At 62.9% G+C, this 16815-nt stretch carries 18 protein-coding genes; 12 read left to right on the top strand and 6 right to left on the bottom strand.

What is annotated here, in order from left to right; translation table 11 throughout:
- The first annotated feature begins 8 nt into the window (after positions 1–8).
- Positions 9–1421: a mycothione reductase gene (locus P8192_RS08885; protein WP_270105038.1), complete on the top strand. Its 1413-nt coding sequence runs from the start codon at positions 9–11 to the stop codon at positions 1419–1421.
- A gap of 33 nt (positions 1422–1454) precedes the next feature.
- Here the strand turns inward: P8192_RS08885 and P8192_RS08880 are convergent, their stop codons facing one another.
- The 3 genes from P8192_RS08880 to P8192_RS08870 form a co-directional block, all read right to left on the bottom strand.
- Positions 1455–3281, bottom strand: coding sequence for an AMP-dependent synthetase/ligase (locus P8192_RS08880; RefSeq protein ID WP_278156344.1), 1827 nt, complete (start codon positions 3279–3281; stop codon positions 1455–1457).
- 111 nt (positions 3282–3392) lie between these two features.
- On the bottom strand, positions 3393–3824 hold the full coding sequence (locus P8192_RS08875; protein ID WP_278156340.1) for a hypothetical protein: 432 nt from the start codon (positions 3822–3824) through the stop codon (positions 3393–3395).
- On the bottom strand, positions 3821–4642 hold the full coding sequence (locus P8192_RS08870; protein WP_278156338.1) for an alpha/beta hydrolase: 822 nt from the start codon (positions 4640–4642) through the stop codon (positions 3821–3823). The genes P8192_RS08875 and P8192_RS08870 overlap by 4 nt, the downstream gene beginning before the upstream one ends.
- Before the next feature lie 124 nt (positions 4643–4766).
- Between P8192_RS08870 and P8192_RS08865 the strand changes: the two genes are divergently transcribed.
- Positions 4767–5465 carry a lysophospholipid acyltransferase family protein gene (locus tag P8192_RS08865; protein ID WP_431521100.1) on the top strand — a complete coding sequence of 233 codons (699 nt, stop codon included), beginning with the start codon at positions 4767–4769 and terminating at the stop codon, positions 5463–5465.
- 101 nt (positions 5466–5566) lie between these two features.
- Entirely contained in the window at positions 5567–6967 is a 1401-nt protein-coding gene (locus tag P8192_RS08860) for a class II 3-deoxy-7-phosphoheptulonate synthase (RefSeq protein WP_270105042.1), read from the top strand.
- A 1-nt stretch (position 6968) separates the two neighbouring features.
- Here the strand turns inward: P8192_RS08860 and P8192_RS08855 are convergent, their stop codons facing one another.
- On the bottom strand, positions 6969–8285 hold the full coding sequence (locus P8192_RS08855) for a protein kinase domain-containing protein (protein WP_278156335.1): 1317 nt from the start codon (positions 8283–8285) through the stop codon (positions 6969–6971).
- 46 nt (positions 8286–8331) lie between these two features.
- Positions 8332–8811 (bottom strand): lytic transglycosylase domain-containing protein, encoded by a 480-nt coding sequence (locus tag P8192_RS08850; RefSeq protein WP_270105044.1) that lies wholly within the window; start codon positions 8809–8811, stop codon positions 8332–8334.
- Between P8192_RS08850 and P8192_RS08845 the strand changes: the two genes are divergently transcribed.
- From P8192_RS08845 to P8192_RS08830, 4 genes are all read left to right on the top strand, one after another.
- Complete coding sequence (locus P8192_RS08845) at positions 8801–8941, top strand: hypothetical protein (protein WP_270105045.1); 141 nt, start codon at positions 8801–8803, stop codon at positions 8939–8941. The genes P8192_RS08850 and P8192_RS08845 overlap by 11 nt on opposite strands.
- A gap of 6 nt (positions 8942–8947) precedes the next feature.
- Positions 8948–9166 carry a hypothetical protein gene (locus P8192_RS08840; RefSeq protein WP_278156331.1) on the top strand — a complete coding sequence of 73 codons (219 nt, stop codon included), beginning with the start codon at positions 8948–8950 and terminating at the stop codon, positions 9164–9166.
- Between the two features lie 546 nt (positions 9167–9712).
- Positions 9713–9916, top strand: a complete 204-nt coding sequence (locus tag P8192_RS08835; RefSeq protein WP_278156329.1) for a hypothetical protein — start codon at positions 9713–9715, stop codon at positions 9914–9916.
- Positions 9917–10532: 616 nt separating this feature from the next.
- Positions 10533–10916, top strand: a complete 384-nt coding sequence (locus tag P8192_RS08830; protein ID WP_278156327.1) for an Rv2175c family DNA-binding protein — start codon at positions 10533–10535, stop codon at positions 10914–10916.
- Between the two features lie 16 nt (positions 10917–10932).
- Here P8192_RS08830 and P8192_RS08825 read toward each other — a convergent pair whose 3' ends face one another.
- Entirely contained in the window at positions 10933–12024 is a 1092-nt protein-coding gene (locus P8192_RS08825; RefSeq protein WP_278156325.1) for a polyprenyl synthetase family protein, read from the bottom strand.
- Positions 12025–12097: 73 nt separating this feature from the next.
- Here P8192_RS08825 and dinB point away from each other — a divergent pair, with 73 nt between their 5' ends.
- The 5 genes from dinB to P8192_RS08800 all read left to right on the top strand — a co-directional run bounded on the left by dinB (position 12098) and on the right by P8192_RS08800 (position 16768).
- Complete coding sequence (dinB, locus tag P8192_RS08820) at positions 12098–13381, top strand: DNA polymerase IV (RefSeq protein ID WP_278156323.1); 1284 nt, start codon at positions 12098–12100, stop codon at positions 13379–13381.
- A gap of 129 nt (positions 13382–13510) precedes the next feature.
- Positions 13511–13891 carry a DUF3040 domain-containing protein gene (locus tag P8192_RS08815; RefSeq protein WP_278156321.1) on the top strand — a complete coding sequence of 127 codons (381 nt, stop codon included), beginning with the start codon at positions 13511–13513 and terminating at the stop codon, positions 13889–13891.
- A 581-nt stretch (positions 13892–14472) separates the two neighbouring features.
- The gene (mraZ, locus tag P8192_RS08810; protein WP_270105052.1) at positions 14473–14904 is read left to right on the top strand and encodes a division/cell wall cluster transcriptional repressor MraZ; all 432 of its coding nucleotides are present in this window, start codon (positions 14473–14475) and stop codon (positions 14902–14904) included.
- A 146-nt stretch (positions 14905–15050) separates the two neighbouring features.
- A complete protein-coding gene (rsmH, locus tag P8192_RS08805; protein ID WP_278156318.1) occupies positions 15051–16058 on the top strand; it encodes a 16S rRNA (cytosine(1402)-N(4))-methyltransferase RsmH in 1008 nt (335 codons plus the stop codon).
- A complete protein-coding gene (locus P8192_RS08800; RefSeq protein ID WP_278156302.1) occupies positions 16055–16768 on the top strand; it encodes a hypothetical protein in 714 nt (237 codons plus the stop codon). The genes rsmH and P8192_RS08800 overlap by 4 nt, the downstream gene beginning before the upstream one ends.
- The last annotated feature ends 47 nt before the right edge of the window (positions 16769–16815 follow it).

Raw genomic sequence — 16815 nt, 5'->3', positions numbered from 1 at the left:
GTAACTCTATGATCACGCCCTTCTGGGATGACCGCCGTGTGGCGATCATCGATTCCGGCGTTTTCGGCGGGACCTGCCTCAACCGTGGCTGCATTCCCACGAAAATGTTCGCGTACCCCTCCCAACTGGCTGCCTCGGCCGCAAAGGCCTCACGGCTCGGCGTTGATCTAGAGGCCCATGGGGCGCGGTGGCGCGAGATACGTGATCGAATCTTCACCCGGATCGACGCCATCTCCGACGGTGGCCGTCGCTATCGTGACGAAGAGCTGGACAACACCACTTTGGTCGACGAAGAGGTGCGATTCACCGGACCGAAGCAACTGACCACCGCCGGCGGAGCGGTGATCGAAGCCGACAACATCGTGGTGGCGGCCGGCTCCCGTCCGGTGCTGCCCGTGGTGCCCGGCATCGATCTGCCGCAGGTGCACACCTCCGACACCGTGATGCGCGTTGATGAGTTGCCGGAGAAAATCATTGTCGTCGGTGGTGGGTTCATCGCCGCGGAATTTGCTTCCATCTTCTCGGGCCTGGGCTCCGAGGTGGTCCAGGTCAACCGATCGCCCCGGCTACTGCGTAGCCACGACGACACCATCTCAGAACGCTTCACCGAACTGGCCGCACGCCAATGGGATCTGCGCACCGGTGCCGTACTGTCCTCGATCGAACCGCTCACTGATGGTGGCTCTGGCACCGGGCAGCGGGTGCGGGTGAACTTCACCGCGGCGTACGGTGATCAGGCGTCGGCGACGTCTGACTTTAGCGAAGACGCTAACTTGGTGCTGATTGCTCAGGGACGCACTCCCAACACCGACCGCTTGAACGTGGCGGCCGCGTCCGAGGGCGGGCTCGATGTGCGCGAGGATGGCACCCTGGCCACAGACTCGTTTGGACGCCTCCTGTCAGCTGGACAGCCGGTGCCCGGGCTGTGGGGTATCGGTGACGTGGTGAATAGCTGGCAGCTCAAGCACGTTGCTAACCACGAACAGCGCGTCGTCGCTCATAACCTGGAGCACCCCGATGACCTTCGCTCCATGGAGTTGACCCCGGTTCCCTCGGCGGTGTTCTCGCGGCCACAGATCGCTACGGCAGGCCTCACCGAGGCCGAAGCGCTGGCACTCTACGGGGCGGACCGGATCAGCGTGAAGGTTCAGGACTACGGCGCGGTGGCGTATGGCTGGGCCATGGAAGACGACCATGGGCTGGTCAAGCTCATTGCGGAGCGCGACACGGGACTCATCGTCGGCGCACACCTGCTGGGCGAGGACGCCTCCAACCTCATTCAGCCGCTCATACAGGCCATGTCGTTTGGGCTGGATGCCCACACGATGGCCCGCGGCCAGTATTGGATTCACCCTGCCCTGGCCGAAGTGGTGGAAAACGCACTGCTAGGGCTCGAAGTTCCCGTTTCCGGTCACCTCTGAGCCCCAGCAGCGTCTGCGCGTCGTGATGAAGGATTAGGCCTTGTTCGGGTCCTTCTGCGAGTAGATCTCCTCGATGAGGACCTCGAAATCACGGACCACAACGTCGCGCTTGATCTTCAGCGACGGCGTCATCTGCCCGGACTCAACGGTGAAGTCTTCGCGGGTGATGCGGAAAGCACGGATCGACTCGGCGCGTGACACCGACTCATTGGCCTTATCGATGGTGGACTGGACGTGTTCCAGTACCTTCGGGTGTTCGGCGAGTTCAGCCACCGGCGTGTTCTGGTCGATGCCGTTCTGGGCCAACCAGCCCGGCAGCGTGTCAGCGTCGAGGGTGACCAACGCAGCGATGAACGGCCGATTTTCGCCCACCACCAAGCACTGGGACACGACGGCGTCGGCCCGGACCTGATCCTCCAGCTGAGCCGGTGCGACGTTCTTGCCGGAGGCGGTGACGATAATTTCCTTCTTGCGTCCCTTGATCGTCAGGTAGCCGTCGGCGTCGAGCTCGCCGATGTCACCGGTGGCGAACCAGCCGTCGGCGTCGATGGCGTCCTTCGTGAGGTCTTCGCGATGGTGATAGCCGTTCATCAGGCAGACTCCCTTGGCCAGGATTTCGCCGTCCTCGTTGATTTTGACGGCATTGCCGGGAAGCGGCAGCCCAACCGTGCCGATCTTGGTCAAACCAGGACGATTCACGGTGACCGGGGCCGTGGTCTCAGTCAGGCCGTAGCCTTCCATGATGTTCACGCCGATACCGGCGAAGAAATGACCGAGTCGCGCACCGAGGGGGCCGCCGCCGGAGACGGCGTGGGTGACCTGGCCGCCCATGGCGTCACGCAGTTTTCCGTAGAGCAGTTTGTCAAAGACGGCGTGCTTGATCTTGAGTCCGAGCGGCACCTTTCCACTTTCGCGTGCTTTGGAGAACTCGATGGCGGTGTGGGCGCCCTTCTCGAAGATGTTGCCCTTGCCCCCGGCTTCTGCTTTGAGCTTGGCGCCGTTGTACACCTTCTCGAAGACACGCGGCACAGCCAGCAGGAAGGTGGGCTGGAACGACTGCAGATCATCCACGAGTTCCTTGATGTCCGAGGTGTGGCCCACGCGCGAGCCGGCGCCCACCGCGAGCACGGAGATGAAGCGGGCGAAGACGTGGGCCAGCGGGATGAACATCACGGTGGACGCCTTGGGGTTGACGACGTCACCGAGTTCGGTGGCCAGAGTCTGCAAGGTGAGCTCGGTGAAGTTGCCGTGGGTCAGCTCGCAGCCCTTGGGTTTGCCGGTCGTGCCCGAGGTGTAGATGATCGTGGCGAGATCGTCGAGGTTCGCGGTGGCACGCCGGGATTCCATCTCTTCCTCGGACGGACCATGGTCCGCAGCGGCGCGCACTTCGTTGAGCCCGTCGTTCTCGATCAACCAGGTGGCCAATAGTGTTGGCAACTTCTCCTGGCGGATGGCGGTCTCGACCACGCGCTGGTGCGAGGTGGTGGCGCAGAAGGCGGCCTTCACGCCAGCATCCTCGACGATCCAGGCGACCTGAGAAGGCGAAGAAGTTTCGTAGACCGGAATGGTGATGGCGCCGGCGTACCAGATGGCGAAATCGAGCAGCGTCCACTCGTAGCGGGTCGGCGCCATGATGGCCACTTTGTCTCCGGGCTCAATGCCGGCGCCGGCCAGGCCGCGGGCTAACGTCTTGACGTCGCGATGGAACTCGGCGGCGCTGATGTCGCGCCACTGCCCAGGGGTTTCTTGAACAGCGAAGAGCGTGTTCGCGGGGTCTCGTTCGACCTGTCGTTCCAAGAGGTCGGTGGTGTTGAGATCCTGTGGGACCTGGATGACCTTGTCCGTGGAGAACTCTCTCATCGGATGCTCCTCGTCGTATGTGGTGAATCGGGCTCAAGTGTGTAGTAAATCACAATTCTACGGACTAGTAACTCTGTTGGCGAGGCGACGTACCGTCGGTGGCGCAGTTTTCTAGATGCGGGCGCCTCCTCCGTAGTCGCTGTCGTCTGGAGGCTGTTCGGCGCGAGTGCGCGAGGTGGGGACGGCGAAGAATAATCCCGCCAATCCGAGTAAGAAGGTCACCACTAGTCCAGCACGTACCCAGAACGGGGCTTGCGGTGCAGACAACATGAGCAATACCAGGCCGATCGGAGAGCCGATAGCTGCAACCCAGGTGAGCACCATGCGCGGGTTGCCGGAGGTCAGCGCCGGTGGATCGGCGGGAGTGAAGTTCTCCGGTTCGTCGGCCGGGGTGTAGTCGCGGGGGCCAACCGGTTGATCGTGCTGATCCTTCGGTGCGCTGGTGCGCGCTTGCTCTTCGGTGCCTCCGAGTTCGATGACCATGCGGCGCCAGGCCTCGTCCTCGGGCTCGACGGCGTCGTCGTGCCGTGGGTCATCGTTCATCGAGGTCCCCTCTCAATGGAGGACTGCGTGGTGTGGAGCGGTGCGGCGAGCGCCCGGACGGATTCTTCAATGATGTATTCGGCATCGTAATCCAAGGTCGCCACATGGAAGCTGTCGGAGAGTCGGTGTTCGGTGTACTGGGCCGTGTTGGTTGCCCCGGCGCGCAACACCTGCATTGAGGATTCGGGGATGACGTGGTCTTGGTCCGCGCGGAACACCGTGATCGGTGCGGCGACGGATGACAGCTGTGGAACCACGGTGCGGATCAGCGCGGCGAGTTCGGCGACGGCGGCCACGGGGGTACGAGGGTAGGCACCCTCCGTAACGCCTGGCCGGGCAATGTCGTCGGCCACCGGCTTCACCGAAGGAATGACCCGATGCAGCAAGGGGGCGAGGGCGCCGCCCCAGGCGTCGAGGGTCTTGAGGCGTAGTGCTGGGTTCACCAACAGTACGTGGGAGACCTTCCGGTGTGCGGCAACGTCGAGGGCCAAAGTGGCTCCCATGGAGAGCCCTGCCACGACGATCTCGTCGACGGGCTCGCCCTGGTAGTGCAGTGAGTCCACCGCCTGGCGGACGTCGTCGCGCCATTGCCCGGCGGGCACGCGGTTCATGTCCTGCCAGCGTGTTCCGTGACCGGAGAGAAGCGGCAGAGAGACGGCCGCACCTGCCTCCGCGAGCCCTGTTGCCCAGGGCCTGATGGACTCTGGGACGGAGGTGAATCCGTGAATCATCACCACACCGATTTTGCGGTTCGTGCGCGACGGCGCAAGAACACCGTCCGCCGCTGGGGGCATGTAGTGGATAGAGGCATTTGCCATGCACTCCAGCCTAGCCGGAGAGGTTGCTCACCGGCAGGGTAGCCTGCCGCTAGAATTGGCCGGGGCACCCGACACGGTCCCCGAATCCTACAGATGCCTACGCTGAAGACGAGGAGCTGACTCAGTGGAAAAGAACGACAGCCGGTTCTATTGGGCTGCCAAAAATTTTCTCGTGGCACCGGTGACCAACGGGGTCTTCCGGCCCTGGGTCAAGGGTAAGAGCAACGTTCCCGCTGAAGGCGGTGCGATTCTGGCCTCGAATCACCTGTCCTTCTCAGACTCGATCTTCTTGCCCACGCAGCTCAGCCGGCAGGTCCACTTTCTAGCCAAGACTGAGTACTTCAACGGCAATGGTCCGCGCGGCTGGCTGACGCGTAAATTTTTCGAGCACACCAACCAGCTTCCGATGGATCGCTCCGGTGGCCAGGCCTCACTGGACTCGCTTCATGCCGGGCTGCAGGTTCTCCGAGAAGGGGCACTGCTGGGCATCTACCCCGAGGGGACGCGCAGCCCTGATGGTCGGTTATACCGAGGGCGCATCGGCGTCGCCAAGCTGGCTCTTGCTGCGGGTGTGCCGGTGATCCCGGTGGCGATGATCGGCACGGACCGCGTCCAGCCGATTGGCCGCACGCTGCCGAAAATCCGGCGTGTCGGTGTCATCTTCGGCGAGCCTCTGCATTTCGGGCACGATCCGGAAGCCGCCTCGGGACATCACCACCAGTTGCGCGAGATCACCGACGAGGTGATGGACGCCATCCGGCGCCTCTCCGGTCAGGTATACGTCAACACCTACGCACCGAAGAAGGCTCCGAAACCGAACTAGAACGGGCGGTCTCTCGCATCGCCGTTCCTTGGCTGTCATGTAACCGGTTGCAGATGTCATGCGATGTGCCATCTGCAGAGGAAGGTTCTACTGTTGGCATCATGACATTCGACCTCACCTCCCATGTTCCTGCCTTCGGTACCTCGCACTCGCAGGGTGCCGCAGAATATCCGGGGCTGGATGACTGGCGCGAGTTGCCCATCAAGCAGGCTCCGCAGTGGGATGACGCCGAGGCATTGGCCTCCGCCGTCGATGAGCTCTCCTCGGTTCCGCCGCTGGTGTTTGCCGGTGAAGTAGATGTGTTGCGCGCCCGGCTGGCCGAGGCTGCAGAAGGCCGCGCTTTCCTGCTGCAAGGTGGCGACTGTGCGGAGACCTTCGCCGGTGCTACCGCGAACCGGATTTCCTCCCGGGTAAAGACCCTGCTACAGATGGCCGTGGTGCTCACCTACGGTGCGTCGATGCCGGTCATTAAGATGGGGCGTATGGCGGGGCAGTTCGCCAAGCCGCGTTCATCCGACACCGAGACTCGTGACGGTGTGACGCTGCCCAGCTTCCGTGGCGAGATCGTCAACGGATTCGATTTCACTCCTGAGGCCCGCCGCCACGACCCGTCACGGATGGTCAAGGCCTACCACACCTCCGCTTCCACGCTGAACTTGGTGCGTGCCTTCACCACCGGTGGCTTTGCCGACCTGCGCAGCGTCCACTCCTGGAACAAGGGGTTCATGGCCAACCCGGCCTACGCCCGTTACGAAGAGATCGCCGGCGAGATTGACCGCGCGGTCCGCTTCATGGGTGCCGCCGGGGTGGACTTCACCGCACTGCGCACCACTGAGTTCTTCGCCGCGCACGAGGCGCTGTTGCTGGACTACGAGCGGGCGCTGACTCGCCTGGACTCCCGGACCGGCCTGCCTTACACCACTTCGGGTCACTTCCTGTGGATCGGGGAGCGGACCCGTGACCTAGATGGCGCACACGTGGACTTCCTCTCCAAAGTACGCAACCCCATCGGCGTGAAACTCGGCCCGACGACGAAGCCCGACGACGCCCTGGCGCTGATCGACAAGTTGGATCCGGAGCGCGAGCCCGGCCGATTGACCTTCATCACTCGCATGGGCGCGGGTAAGATCCGCGAGAATCTTCCGCCCCTGGTCGAGGCTGTGAAGGCCTCCGGTGCCCGCGTGCTGTGGGTGACCGACCCGATGCACGGCAACACGGTCACCGCTGCTAATGGGTTCAAGACTCGCCGCTTCGACGACGTGATGGACGAAGTCTCCGGGTTCTTCGAGGTGCATCGGGCCGCTGGTACTCATCCCGGCGGCATGCATGTCGAGATGACCGGCGACGATGTGGCGGAATGCCTGGGCGGCGCGGACCCGATCGATGAGTCCGCCTTCGCGGACCGCTACGAGTCACTGTGCGACCCGCGGCTGAACCACCAGCAGTCTCTTGAAATGGCGTTCGTGGTCACCGAGGCGCTCAGCCATCCGAACCGCCGCTGAGTCAGAACCTGGTGGTGCCGATCCAGTAGCCCAGTAGCTGGGCGAGTGCGGCCAGTATCACGACCAATAGGACGATCAGCGCGACGCGACCCGGGCGGACCGTGCTGAGTCGTTCGGTCGGGGTACGGGCCGCACGCCGGGCCGCGGCGCCCTTGAGGGGCCGCGGCGCGGCCGCCTCCGGGGTCGGTGCAACGGGCGCGATCGCCGCTGGCGACGCCTGACCGTACACCGCGGTGGCCGGCTCGTGATCCGTGCTCGGCTCAGTGGTTGTGGGTGAAACGGTCGTGGGCGCTACTGTCGTCGCCGGTTCCTCCTCGTAGATCGAGGCTCGCGGTGCCGGGGCGTCGATCGGATCCTCGTATCGTTCGGCTGCCGCCGGTAGCGCCGTGGTTGCATCATGGGTGGACGCATCGAGCGGTATGTCGGTTGGAACCAGCGGGATGGTGTAGTCCAATTGTGCATCGGTGAGTCGCTCCCGGATCACGATCAGCTGGTCTAGGAGCTCTTGAGCGTCGCGCGGACGCTGGTTTGGGTCGGGGTGGGTGCACCACAACACCACATCATCGAGTGACTCCGCCAGCCCCGGGGCCAGCGTCGACGGCGCGGGTACGCGGGAATTGACGTGCTTGAATGCGATCTGCACCGCCGACTGACCGGTGAAGGGCTGACGGCCGGTGAGCATCTCAAACATCATGATGCCCACGGCATAAACGTCGCTGCGCATATCCGCGCGCCCTCCCGAAGCCAGCTCGGGGGAGACGTAGGCGACCGTCCCCATCAGCGCAGCACCGGTGCCGGTGTGATTCGTTGCGGCCCGGGCCAAACCGAAATCGGCCACCTTGATATCGCCCTCACGGGAGACGAGAACGTTCTCCGGTTTCATATCCCGGTGCACGAGGCCGGCGCGATGTGCGGCCGCGAGCCCGTCCACGAGCGCCAGCAGGTAGACCAGGGTGAGATGGGGGGTCAGCGCCCGATGCTTGCCCAAAACGGAACGCAGGGTGACACCGGGAACGTACTCCATCACCAGGTAGGCCAGGCGCCCGTCTGGGCCCGTTTGGATGCCCTGGTCGTAGACGTTGACCACGTGCGGATGGTTCAGCGCAGCCGCCGTTTTAGCCTCGCGCTCGAACTTGTCCACCAGGCTCGGATCCTCGGCCAGATGCGGGTAGAGGACCTTCATCGCGACGTCGCGCTCCAGGCGCAGATCGACCGCCCGGTAGACCGTGGACATGCCCCCACGAGCCAGGCGCTCGGCCACCCGGTACCGATCATCGACGATGGTACCGATTAGCTGATCCTGGGACGTTGTGCTCACCCGTCCAGCATAGAGGCCAACCGAGAACTCCTGGGGGAGGTCCGGGTCAGAACCGGCCCATGTAGCCTTTGACCTTGTTCACATAATCCTTGGTGTCCGGGTACATGCCGTTGCGCTTCACACCGGCCGCGCCCTGGTAGTAAGAGGCGATGCCGATGTCCAGGGAGCTGGAGGTGCGCTGCAGGTGCCGGATGATGGCCACGCCGGCCACCACATTGTCCTGCGGGTCGAGCAGGTTGAGCTCGCGGCCCACCATCTGTGAGGCCCACTCTCCGGAGGAGGGGATGACCTGCATGATGCCGATGGCGTTGGCCGGGGAGACCGCTGCAGCATCGAAGTGCGACTCGGTGAAGGCATGCGCCAGCGCCAGGCTCGGATCCACACCCATCGACACGGCGGTGCTACGCACCAGGGCCTGCGCCTCGGAACGGGAGGGCAACGGCGAGTTGAGCAGCTGCCGCTTGTTCCGGTTGGCGTCGGAGACCACATGGTCCGGGTAGGTGTAGTGCAAGAAGGTGTTCGGCACCAGCTGCTCGCTCGAGGACGACCCCGAAGAAGCGGTCGACACCGAGGAACTCGACGACGAGGAGCTGCTGCTGGAGGAGCTCGACGAATTGGATGCAGAGCCCGAGAGCTTCACCGACTGGCCAGGGTAGATCAGCGTGGAACTGGAGAAGCCGTTGGCGTTCAACAGCGAGGAAAGGCTGATCCCGTGCCGCGATGCGATCCCCGAGAGGGTGTCGCCGGACTTCACGGTGTACGTCTTGGCGGAGGAAGAGCTCGACGACGAGGAGCTGGAGGAGCTCGACGACGAGCTGGATGCGGTGCTGGTCGAAGTGGAAGACGAGCTCCCCGACAGCTTCAGTTTCTGGCCCGGGTAGATCACGCTGGACGACTTCAGGCCATTGGCCTTGAGCAGGGTCGACAGGCTGACGTTATTGCGGACAGCGATGGCCGAGAGTGTGTCGCCACGCTTCACAGTGTATGTCTTGGCTGATGAGGAGCTGGACGAGTTCGACGATGAGGAGCTGGACGAGCTGGTCGATTTCGCGGAGGGTGCGGACGAGCTCCCCGACAGCTTCAGATTCTGGCCCGGGTAGATCACGCTGGACGACTTCAGGCCATTGGCTTTGAGCAGGGTCGACAGGCTGACGTTATTGCGTGCCGCGATGTGGGAAAGCGTGTCGCCCGACTTCACGGTGTAGGTCTTGGCTGATGAGGAGCTGGACGAGTTCGACGATGAGGAGCTGGACGAGCTGGTCGACTTCGCGGAAGGTGCGGACGAGCTACCCGAGAGCTTCAGCTTCTGACCGGGGTAGATCACGCTGGTCGACTTTAGGCCATTGGCCTTGAGCAGGGTCGACAGGCTGACCTTGTTGCGTGCCGCGATGTGGGAAAGCGTGTCGCCCGACTTCACGGTGTAAGTCTTGGCCGAGGACGAGCTGGACGACGAGGAGTTCGACGAGCTTGAAGCCGAAGACGAACTGGAAGGAGACCCGGAGAGCTTCAGCTGGTCGCCCGGGAAGATTGTCGTCGTCGACTTCAGGTCATTGAGACCGAGCAGGCGCGACAGCGACAGGTCCTGCTTGGCCGCGATGTGGGAGAGCGTGTCCCCGGACTTCACGGTGTAAGTCTTGGCGGAGGAATTCGTGCGGGCGGTGGCGACGCTGGTGGTCGGAGCCAGCGACAGGGGCAGGGCCGACGCCAAGCGATCGGAGGGGACCAGGTGAGCAGACAGCTGCGCTTGGGCAGCCTGAACAGCGCTCGGAGTCGCGACGCGCGGCTGAAGCACGGTCGTGACAGCGCCAGCCGAGGCGGGAGCTGCTGCAGCGGTGGATCCGAGAGCGATCAACGGCACGGTGGAGGTAGCCACGGCAGTGCTGAGCAATCGAGAGACGCCGGGGGCGCGAACAGACATGAAAGTTCCTCGTTCGACTAGGCACCCGAGCCAGGGGAAGTTCTCTTGTGCTGGTTGTGACAAGAGTAGCGTCGTGGTGTGTGTGATGAATTTGTTACCTCTGTAAACTTACACGACAGATGGGTCACAAATAAACCCCTGTGGTCTCGATTTGATTAAAACGGCGTGGCGCGGCGTGTCTGAGTGTGGATTCGGTCGCGTTTTGACCACGCTATGCCGTCGGATCACTGCTGCGACCTGGCCAATTACACCCACTAGCCGAAATTCGGGTTGAAGCCAAGTAGGGAAGCAGGACGCGACTGTATTACCGTGGTGCTGTGAATGATGGAATGACTAACTCCGCGACCGATGCTTCCACCGAGATTCCGCTGGAGGCGCTGATCTCAGAATGGCTGACTTTCCCCGATATCGCCGAGCGGCTCGATGTGGTGGTCACCAAAGTGCACAACATGGTTAAGGACCGTCGGCTGATAGCCGTGAAGGTCACCGATCGACAGATCCGCTCGGTGCCTGCTGAATTGTTGACCGAGACCGGGCTCGTTGAATCGCTTCAGGGCACCGTGATGGTGCTGGAGGATGCTGGTTTCGACGACGAGGCCACCCTCCGCTGGCTGTTCACCGAGGATCCATCGTTACCCGGGCGGCCGATTGACGCGCTGAAGGATGGGCGCAAGACGGAAATTCGTCGTCGCGCTCAGGCCATGGCCTGGTAGCCGCGCTGGCTGGCGGTCAGGTACTGCGCTGCAAGATCCGCTCGGTCAGATGGCGCAGTCCCTGGCGCACCACATCGGTGGTGTCCAGGGCATCCAGAGCGGTCAGGGCTTGTTCGCCCAAATCCCGCACTTCGCCGCTGAGTGCGGCCCGGGCGCCGCTGGATTCCAGTAGATCCTGAATCTCGACGACATCGGCGTCCGTCAGGTCGGGGTTGCCGAGGGAGCCGGTCAGTCGTGATGCATCGTCGCCGTTGAGCTGGTCGAGGGCGTGGGCAATCAGTTCGGTGCGCTTGCCTTCGCGCAGATCATCGCCAGCGGGCTTGCCGGTGAGGTGAGGATCCCCGAAAACGCCCAAGAGGTCGTCCTGTAGCTGGAATGCGATACCCAATGGGCGGGAGAAACGGGACAGCCCGTCCAAGGTCGATTCATCGGCGCCCGCTAGCACCGCGCCAATGGCCAGGGGCCACACCACTGAATAATTGGCCGATTTGTACTCGACCACGGTGCGGGCCAGAGAGCGCGCCTCGGCGGGATCGATGCCGTGGACATCCACCTCGCTCTTGATGTCCAGATACTGGCCCACCATGACTTCGAAGCGCATCGTGTTGAATGCCGTTCGTGCGGAGGAAGCAAAGGCCGTCGCATCCGCTGCGGAGGCGAAAACTTCCTCGCTCAGCGCCAGGGCAAGATCGCCGGTGAGGACCGCTGATGCCACCCCGAAGTGCGCCGAGTCTTGGGTCCAGTCGCTTTCTCGGTGTAGTGCTTCGAACCGGCGATGAACGCTGGGCCGACCACGGCGGGTGTCGGAGCGGTCGACGACGTCGTCGTGAATCAAAGCCGCTGCCTGAAACAGCTCGAGTGAAACGCCGGCTTCGATGATGCGTGGATCGTCGGCATCGCCTCCGGCGCCCTGCCAGCCCCACCATGCCAACAAGGCGCGCAGGCGCTTGCCTGAGGTCACGAGATCGGCGATCGATTCGATCAGTGCGACTGAGGCGGGAGAAATCTGGCGGCAACGTTCCGCATATTCAGACAGCAGATCCTGCATGCGCTTTTCGATAGTGGAGATGTAGATCTGCTCGCTGGGTGCCGGGACGGGCTGATTCAACGCTGCTCCTCACAGTGGTGTGCTCTGCGCGATGGTTCCACCCTACCGGTAGGTCGGGGATAGTCTGGATCGTATGGAGTATGGTGACCGGCAGCGACCTCCCGCCAATGAGGAGAGCGTTGATCGTGACCCGGCATGGGACGCCGTGATCCTCCATGTCGATATGGATGCCTTCTTCTTATCGGTCGAACTGCGAGAGCGCCCCGACCTGCGCGGCGTTCCGTCGTTGGTGGCCCCGCTCGGCGCCCGTTCCGTGGTGCTCTCTGCCTCCTATGAGGCCCGCCGGTATGGGGTGCGTTCGGCTATGCCCCTGGCGCATGCGCAAGCCCTGTGCCCGAATGTGAAGGTACTGGAACCCCATCATGAGAAATATCGCGAAGCATCGCGGGAAGTGATGTCGGTCTTTCGCGAGGTGACACCCTTTGTGGAGCAACTCAGCATCGACGAAGCCTTCCTTGATGTCTCAGGATCGCGGCGGAGGTTGGGCTCGCCTGCGGAGATTGCCCGTCGAATCAAAGACCAAGTCCGTCAGCGAACGGGGCTGCCTTGCACGGTGGGGGTAGCGGCGACGAAATCCGTGGCCAAGATCATCTCTACGCGATCGAAGCCTGATGGCCTCGGCGTCGTGGCACCCCAAGAGACGCAACTGTATCTTGCACCTCTGCCGGTTCGGGCTGTCTGGGGAGTCGGGCCCAAGCTGGCGGACCGGCTGGAAGCGGGAAACATCCACACCATTGGCGATCTTGCGCAGCAGTCACCCGAGCGGATGCAACGTTGGATCGGGTCGGTCGGTCCAGGGCTGGTGCAACTGGCTCGCGGCATAGACCCGCGCGGCGTCGAAACCGAACGGACCGCGAAGTCTCACGGCGTCGAGAAGACTTTCGAAACGGATGTGACGGACGAAGATCAGTTGCACCGTGAGCTGATTGCGCTGGTTTTCGAATGCGCACGTCGACTCCGCGCCGATGACATGCTGGCCGGCGCCCTGAGCGTGAAGGTGCGAGATGATCGTCGCGCCGTTCGCACTCGAACGATGGGCCTGCCGCGTCCCACCGCCGCCGGTGCTGTGATGAAAACGGCAGCGGCTGAGTTGCTGGAAGCACTGATGATAGAACGCTCGCACCCGGTTCGACTCCTGGGTATCCGCGGGGAACGGCTCGTGTCTCGCGGAGATGGGCTGGTTGACGTTCAAGACGCTCTGTTCGAAACGGGAGTGGAAACGGTTGAAGCGCCGGCCGATGACTGGGAACGAACCGATGCGGTGCTCGATGACCTGCGCCAGCGTTTTCCTGGATCCATGGTGCAACCAGCAACTCTGCTGCCGAGACGACAGCGACGGTCCAAAAATCCGGAGTGAAGCGATACCGGGTGATTCCTTGGTGGTTTGGCCGCGTAACGCACTGCGCATCTGGCATTCTCCCAGACAGCCAACGTAGTCTATTAAGACCACATTCTGAGGTGGTCGAGTTAAGTGGAGGTGGGCGCCATGGCATTGTCCGAGAAAGAGCGACGAGTCCTTGAGCAGCTTGAAGAACAGCTGAGCATGGAAGACCCGCAATTGGCATCCCAGATGCAGGCCGCCGGCCCGGTATCGCAGTTTTCCACGCGCAACATTGTGATCGGTGTGCTGATCGCCGTCGTCGGCATTGGTGTGCTGCTCTGGGGCGTCACGATTTCCCAGTTGTGGCTCGGCATCGTTGGTTTCCTGATGATGGTCGGCGGCGTTTTCTTCGCCACCGTACGCCCGAAGGGTCTCAAGTCCTCGACTGCCCGCAAGCCTGGCCCCGCAACGGGCGGCTCCGGGAACAGCGCTTTCATGTCCAACCTGGAACAGAAGTGGGAAGAGCGCCGTCGCCAGCAGCCCTAACCGCTGTTGCCGGGGGATGACCACTTGATCCCACGCACCACTTAAAGGCGCCGATATTGCCGTCTTGCCCCTTGCGTCCGGGCAAGAATCGAGCTGATCGGCGCTTTTTTATGCCCAAATGCTTCCTCAGTCGATCGGATTGAGGTGCCTCCCCACCGTGCTCCACCGAGTCCCCCCACTTTCCACCACCGCGGATTCTTTCCAGCGCTTTCGTGACGAGGAATCCGCGGAATCATGCGGAATATCCGCACCGATGTTGCTGAACTTTCCCTGCTTCTGACTGCTCGGTATCTCCGCAGTCCTTCACTGCGCGAAAATCCCTCCACTTCCCTCCCTGAGGCCCCCTTCGCGTTCCTGGGAAGCAATGATTTCTCGACACATCCGCATGATTGCAATGATCTGGGCTCATTCATTCTTTAGAGCTCGTCACCCGATGTTCATCGAGCACACAGGAAAAAAGCGCGTGTTGACCCTCTGATTCGCTTGACGGGGGAGGGTAGTGGGGTAAAGTGGAGGGCAGTAGAGGACGGTGGTGAAGCAGAGGATCTGCGGGAACCTCATACAGACGGAGGCGGTGGGCCATGTTCTTGGGCACCTACACTCCACGTCTCGATGAGAAATCCCGGTTGATCCTGCCGGCGAAGTTCCGCGAGGAACTGTCGAACGGGCTGGTCTTGACTCGAGGCCAGGAGCGCTGCATCTACGTTTTCTCGGCTCGTGAATTCGAAAGAGTTCATGAGCAGATGAGGTCAGCACCGCTGTCCTCACGCCAGGCACGTGATTACATTCGCGTCTTCCTGTCGGGCGCCTCGGATGAGATGCCCGATAAGCAGGGGCGAGTGACGCTTCCTGGCTCACTGCGTGAATACGCCGGGTTGGACCGGGACGTGGCGGTCATCGGGGCTGGCACCAGGGCAGAGATTTGGGATCTTGAATCCTGGAACTCCTACCTGGAAGCGCAGGAGAACACGTTCTCCGAAACAGATGAAGAGGTCCTTCCGGGCATCTTCTAATCACAACTTCACAGCGCGGATTCTTGTCTGAGACCTCCAGCCGCCACCGGTTCCTGGCCCGCCTTCCCCTGGGCCAGGGGCCGGAGCGGATGGGGATCTGAATCAAGAATCCGCTGAGGTTAACGGGCATGAGATTGGAGAACAGGATGGATCAGTCCGCGTCCGCAGCACAGCGGCACGTACCCGTCATGCTTGAACGCGTCCTGGATCTCCTGGCGCCCGGTATCGGTGCGGCGACCGAAGCTGACCGCCGTCCGGTCATCGTGGACTGCACCTTGGGTATGGGCGGACACAGTCTGGCGATACTGCAGCGTTTCGACGCGGACGTTATCGGCATCGACCGCGATCCGCAGGCACTGGAGATGGCGCAGCGGCGGATCGCCGAGGCCAACGATGTGGTGGGTCGCCTGTTGACCTGGCACGGTACCTACGATCAGATTCCCGAAGCGCTGGCCCACCACGGACTCACGGGTGCCGACGGGATCCTGTTCGATCTGGGTGTCTCGTCGTTTCAGCTGGATGAACGGGAGCGCGGCTTCGCCTACTCATACGACGCCCCGCTGGATATGCGGATGGATACCACCGCGGACCTCGACGCCAGCACGGTGGTGAACACCTACGATGTCGACGCACTGCGGCGCATCATTCGGACTTACGGCGAAGAGAAATTCGCTCACAGGATCGCCCACGCCATTGTGAACGCACGCGAGGCTCAGCCTCTGCGCAGCACCGGGGAACTCGTGGAGGTCATCCGTCAGGCCGTACCGGCCGGCGCGGGTCGCACCGGTGGCCATCCGGCAAAGCGGACCTTCCAGGCCCTGCGCATCGAGGTCAACGAAGAACTCGACGTGCTCACCGATGCACTGCCCCGGGCGCTGGAAAGCCTCACGATCGGCGGACGGATGGTGGTGATGAGCTACCACTCGCTGGAAGACAAGATCACTAAGCGTGCCATTACCGAGCAATCGGTCTCCACTGCTCCACCCGGATTCCCCGTCGAGCTGGACGAGCACCAGCCTACGGTGAAGGTCATCACCCGGGGTACGGAAAAGCCCACCGACGACGAAATCAACGAAAACCCCCGCGCGGCCTCAGCCAAGGTACGCGCCATTGAGAAAACCCGACCCACCCGCCCTGCAAGGAGCACAGGATGAGCACTTCCCCTCGCCGCATCCCCTCGCGTCTGCCTGCTTACTCCACCGAAGCCACCGCTCGTCAGCTGCAGCCGGCGCCGGTGGGCACACCCACGCCGCGCTCCGCTCCGCGCGCCCCATTGCGTGCGGTACCGGACCAGCTGCGCAGCACCCCCAAATGGATGATCTCCACGTGCGTGGCGGCACTGCTGGCGGCGCTGATCACCGTGCTGACGGTCAACATCACCATCTCCAACCGGCAGTACGAGCTCGTCGAGCTACGGTCCAGCCAGCAGGAAATCACGCAGACCAACGAGGCACTCGCCCAAGAAGTTGCCTACGTGTCGGCTCCGCAGAATGTGGCCGCCAAGGCGGTCGAATTGGGTATGGTGCTGCCTGGTGCCACCGCGTCGATCGACCTGGAAACCGGAACGGTGACGGGTGTTGCCTCCACGGCTACCGAGGAGAACAAGCCCACCGGGTTTGTCGGCGCGCCGACCGTGGCCTCGGGCCAGGGCACGCCAGCACAGGCCCCGGCAACCGACGAGGCAACGGCCGCAGACAGCGAAGCGTCGGTCGAAGCGCCTGTCACCGAAGCCTCTGGCGGATCGAACGAAACTGCGGATGCGGCCGAGGACACAGCCGCAAATGCCGGATCTGAGACCTCCGGCCAGGCAGACTTGAATGGAGGCACGCTGCAGGCACCGCAGATGTCTCAGCTCGGCGGGTAGCGACTCGTCCGAGCCGGTACCACCCGACGGCGACCGCTGACACAGCA

Origin of the sequence: Citricoccus muralis, from assembly GCF_029637705.1 — a bacterium.
Taxonomy (GTDB): domain Bacteria; phylum Actinomycetota; class Actinomycetes; order Actinomycetales; family Micrococcaceae; genus CmP2.
This window is presented reverse-complemented; position numbering and strand designations above follow the sequence as displayed.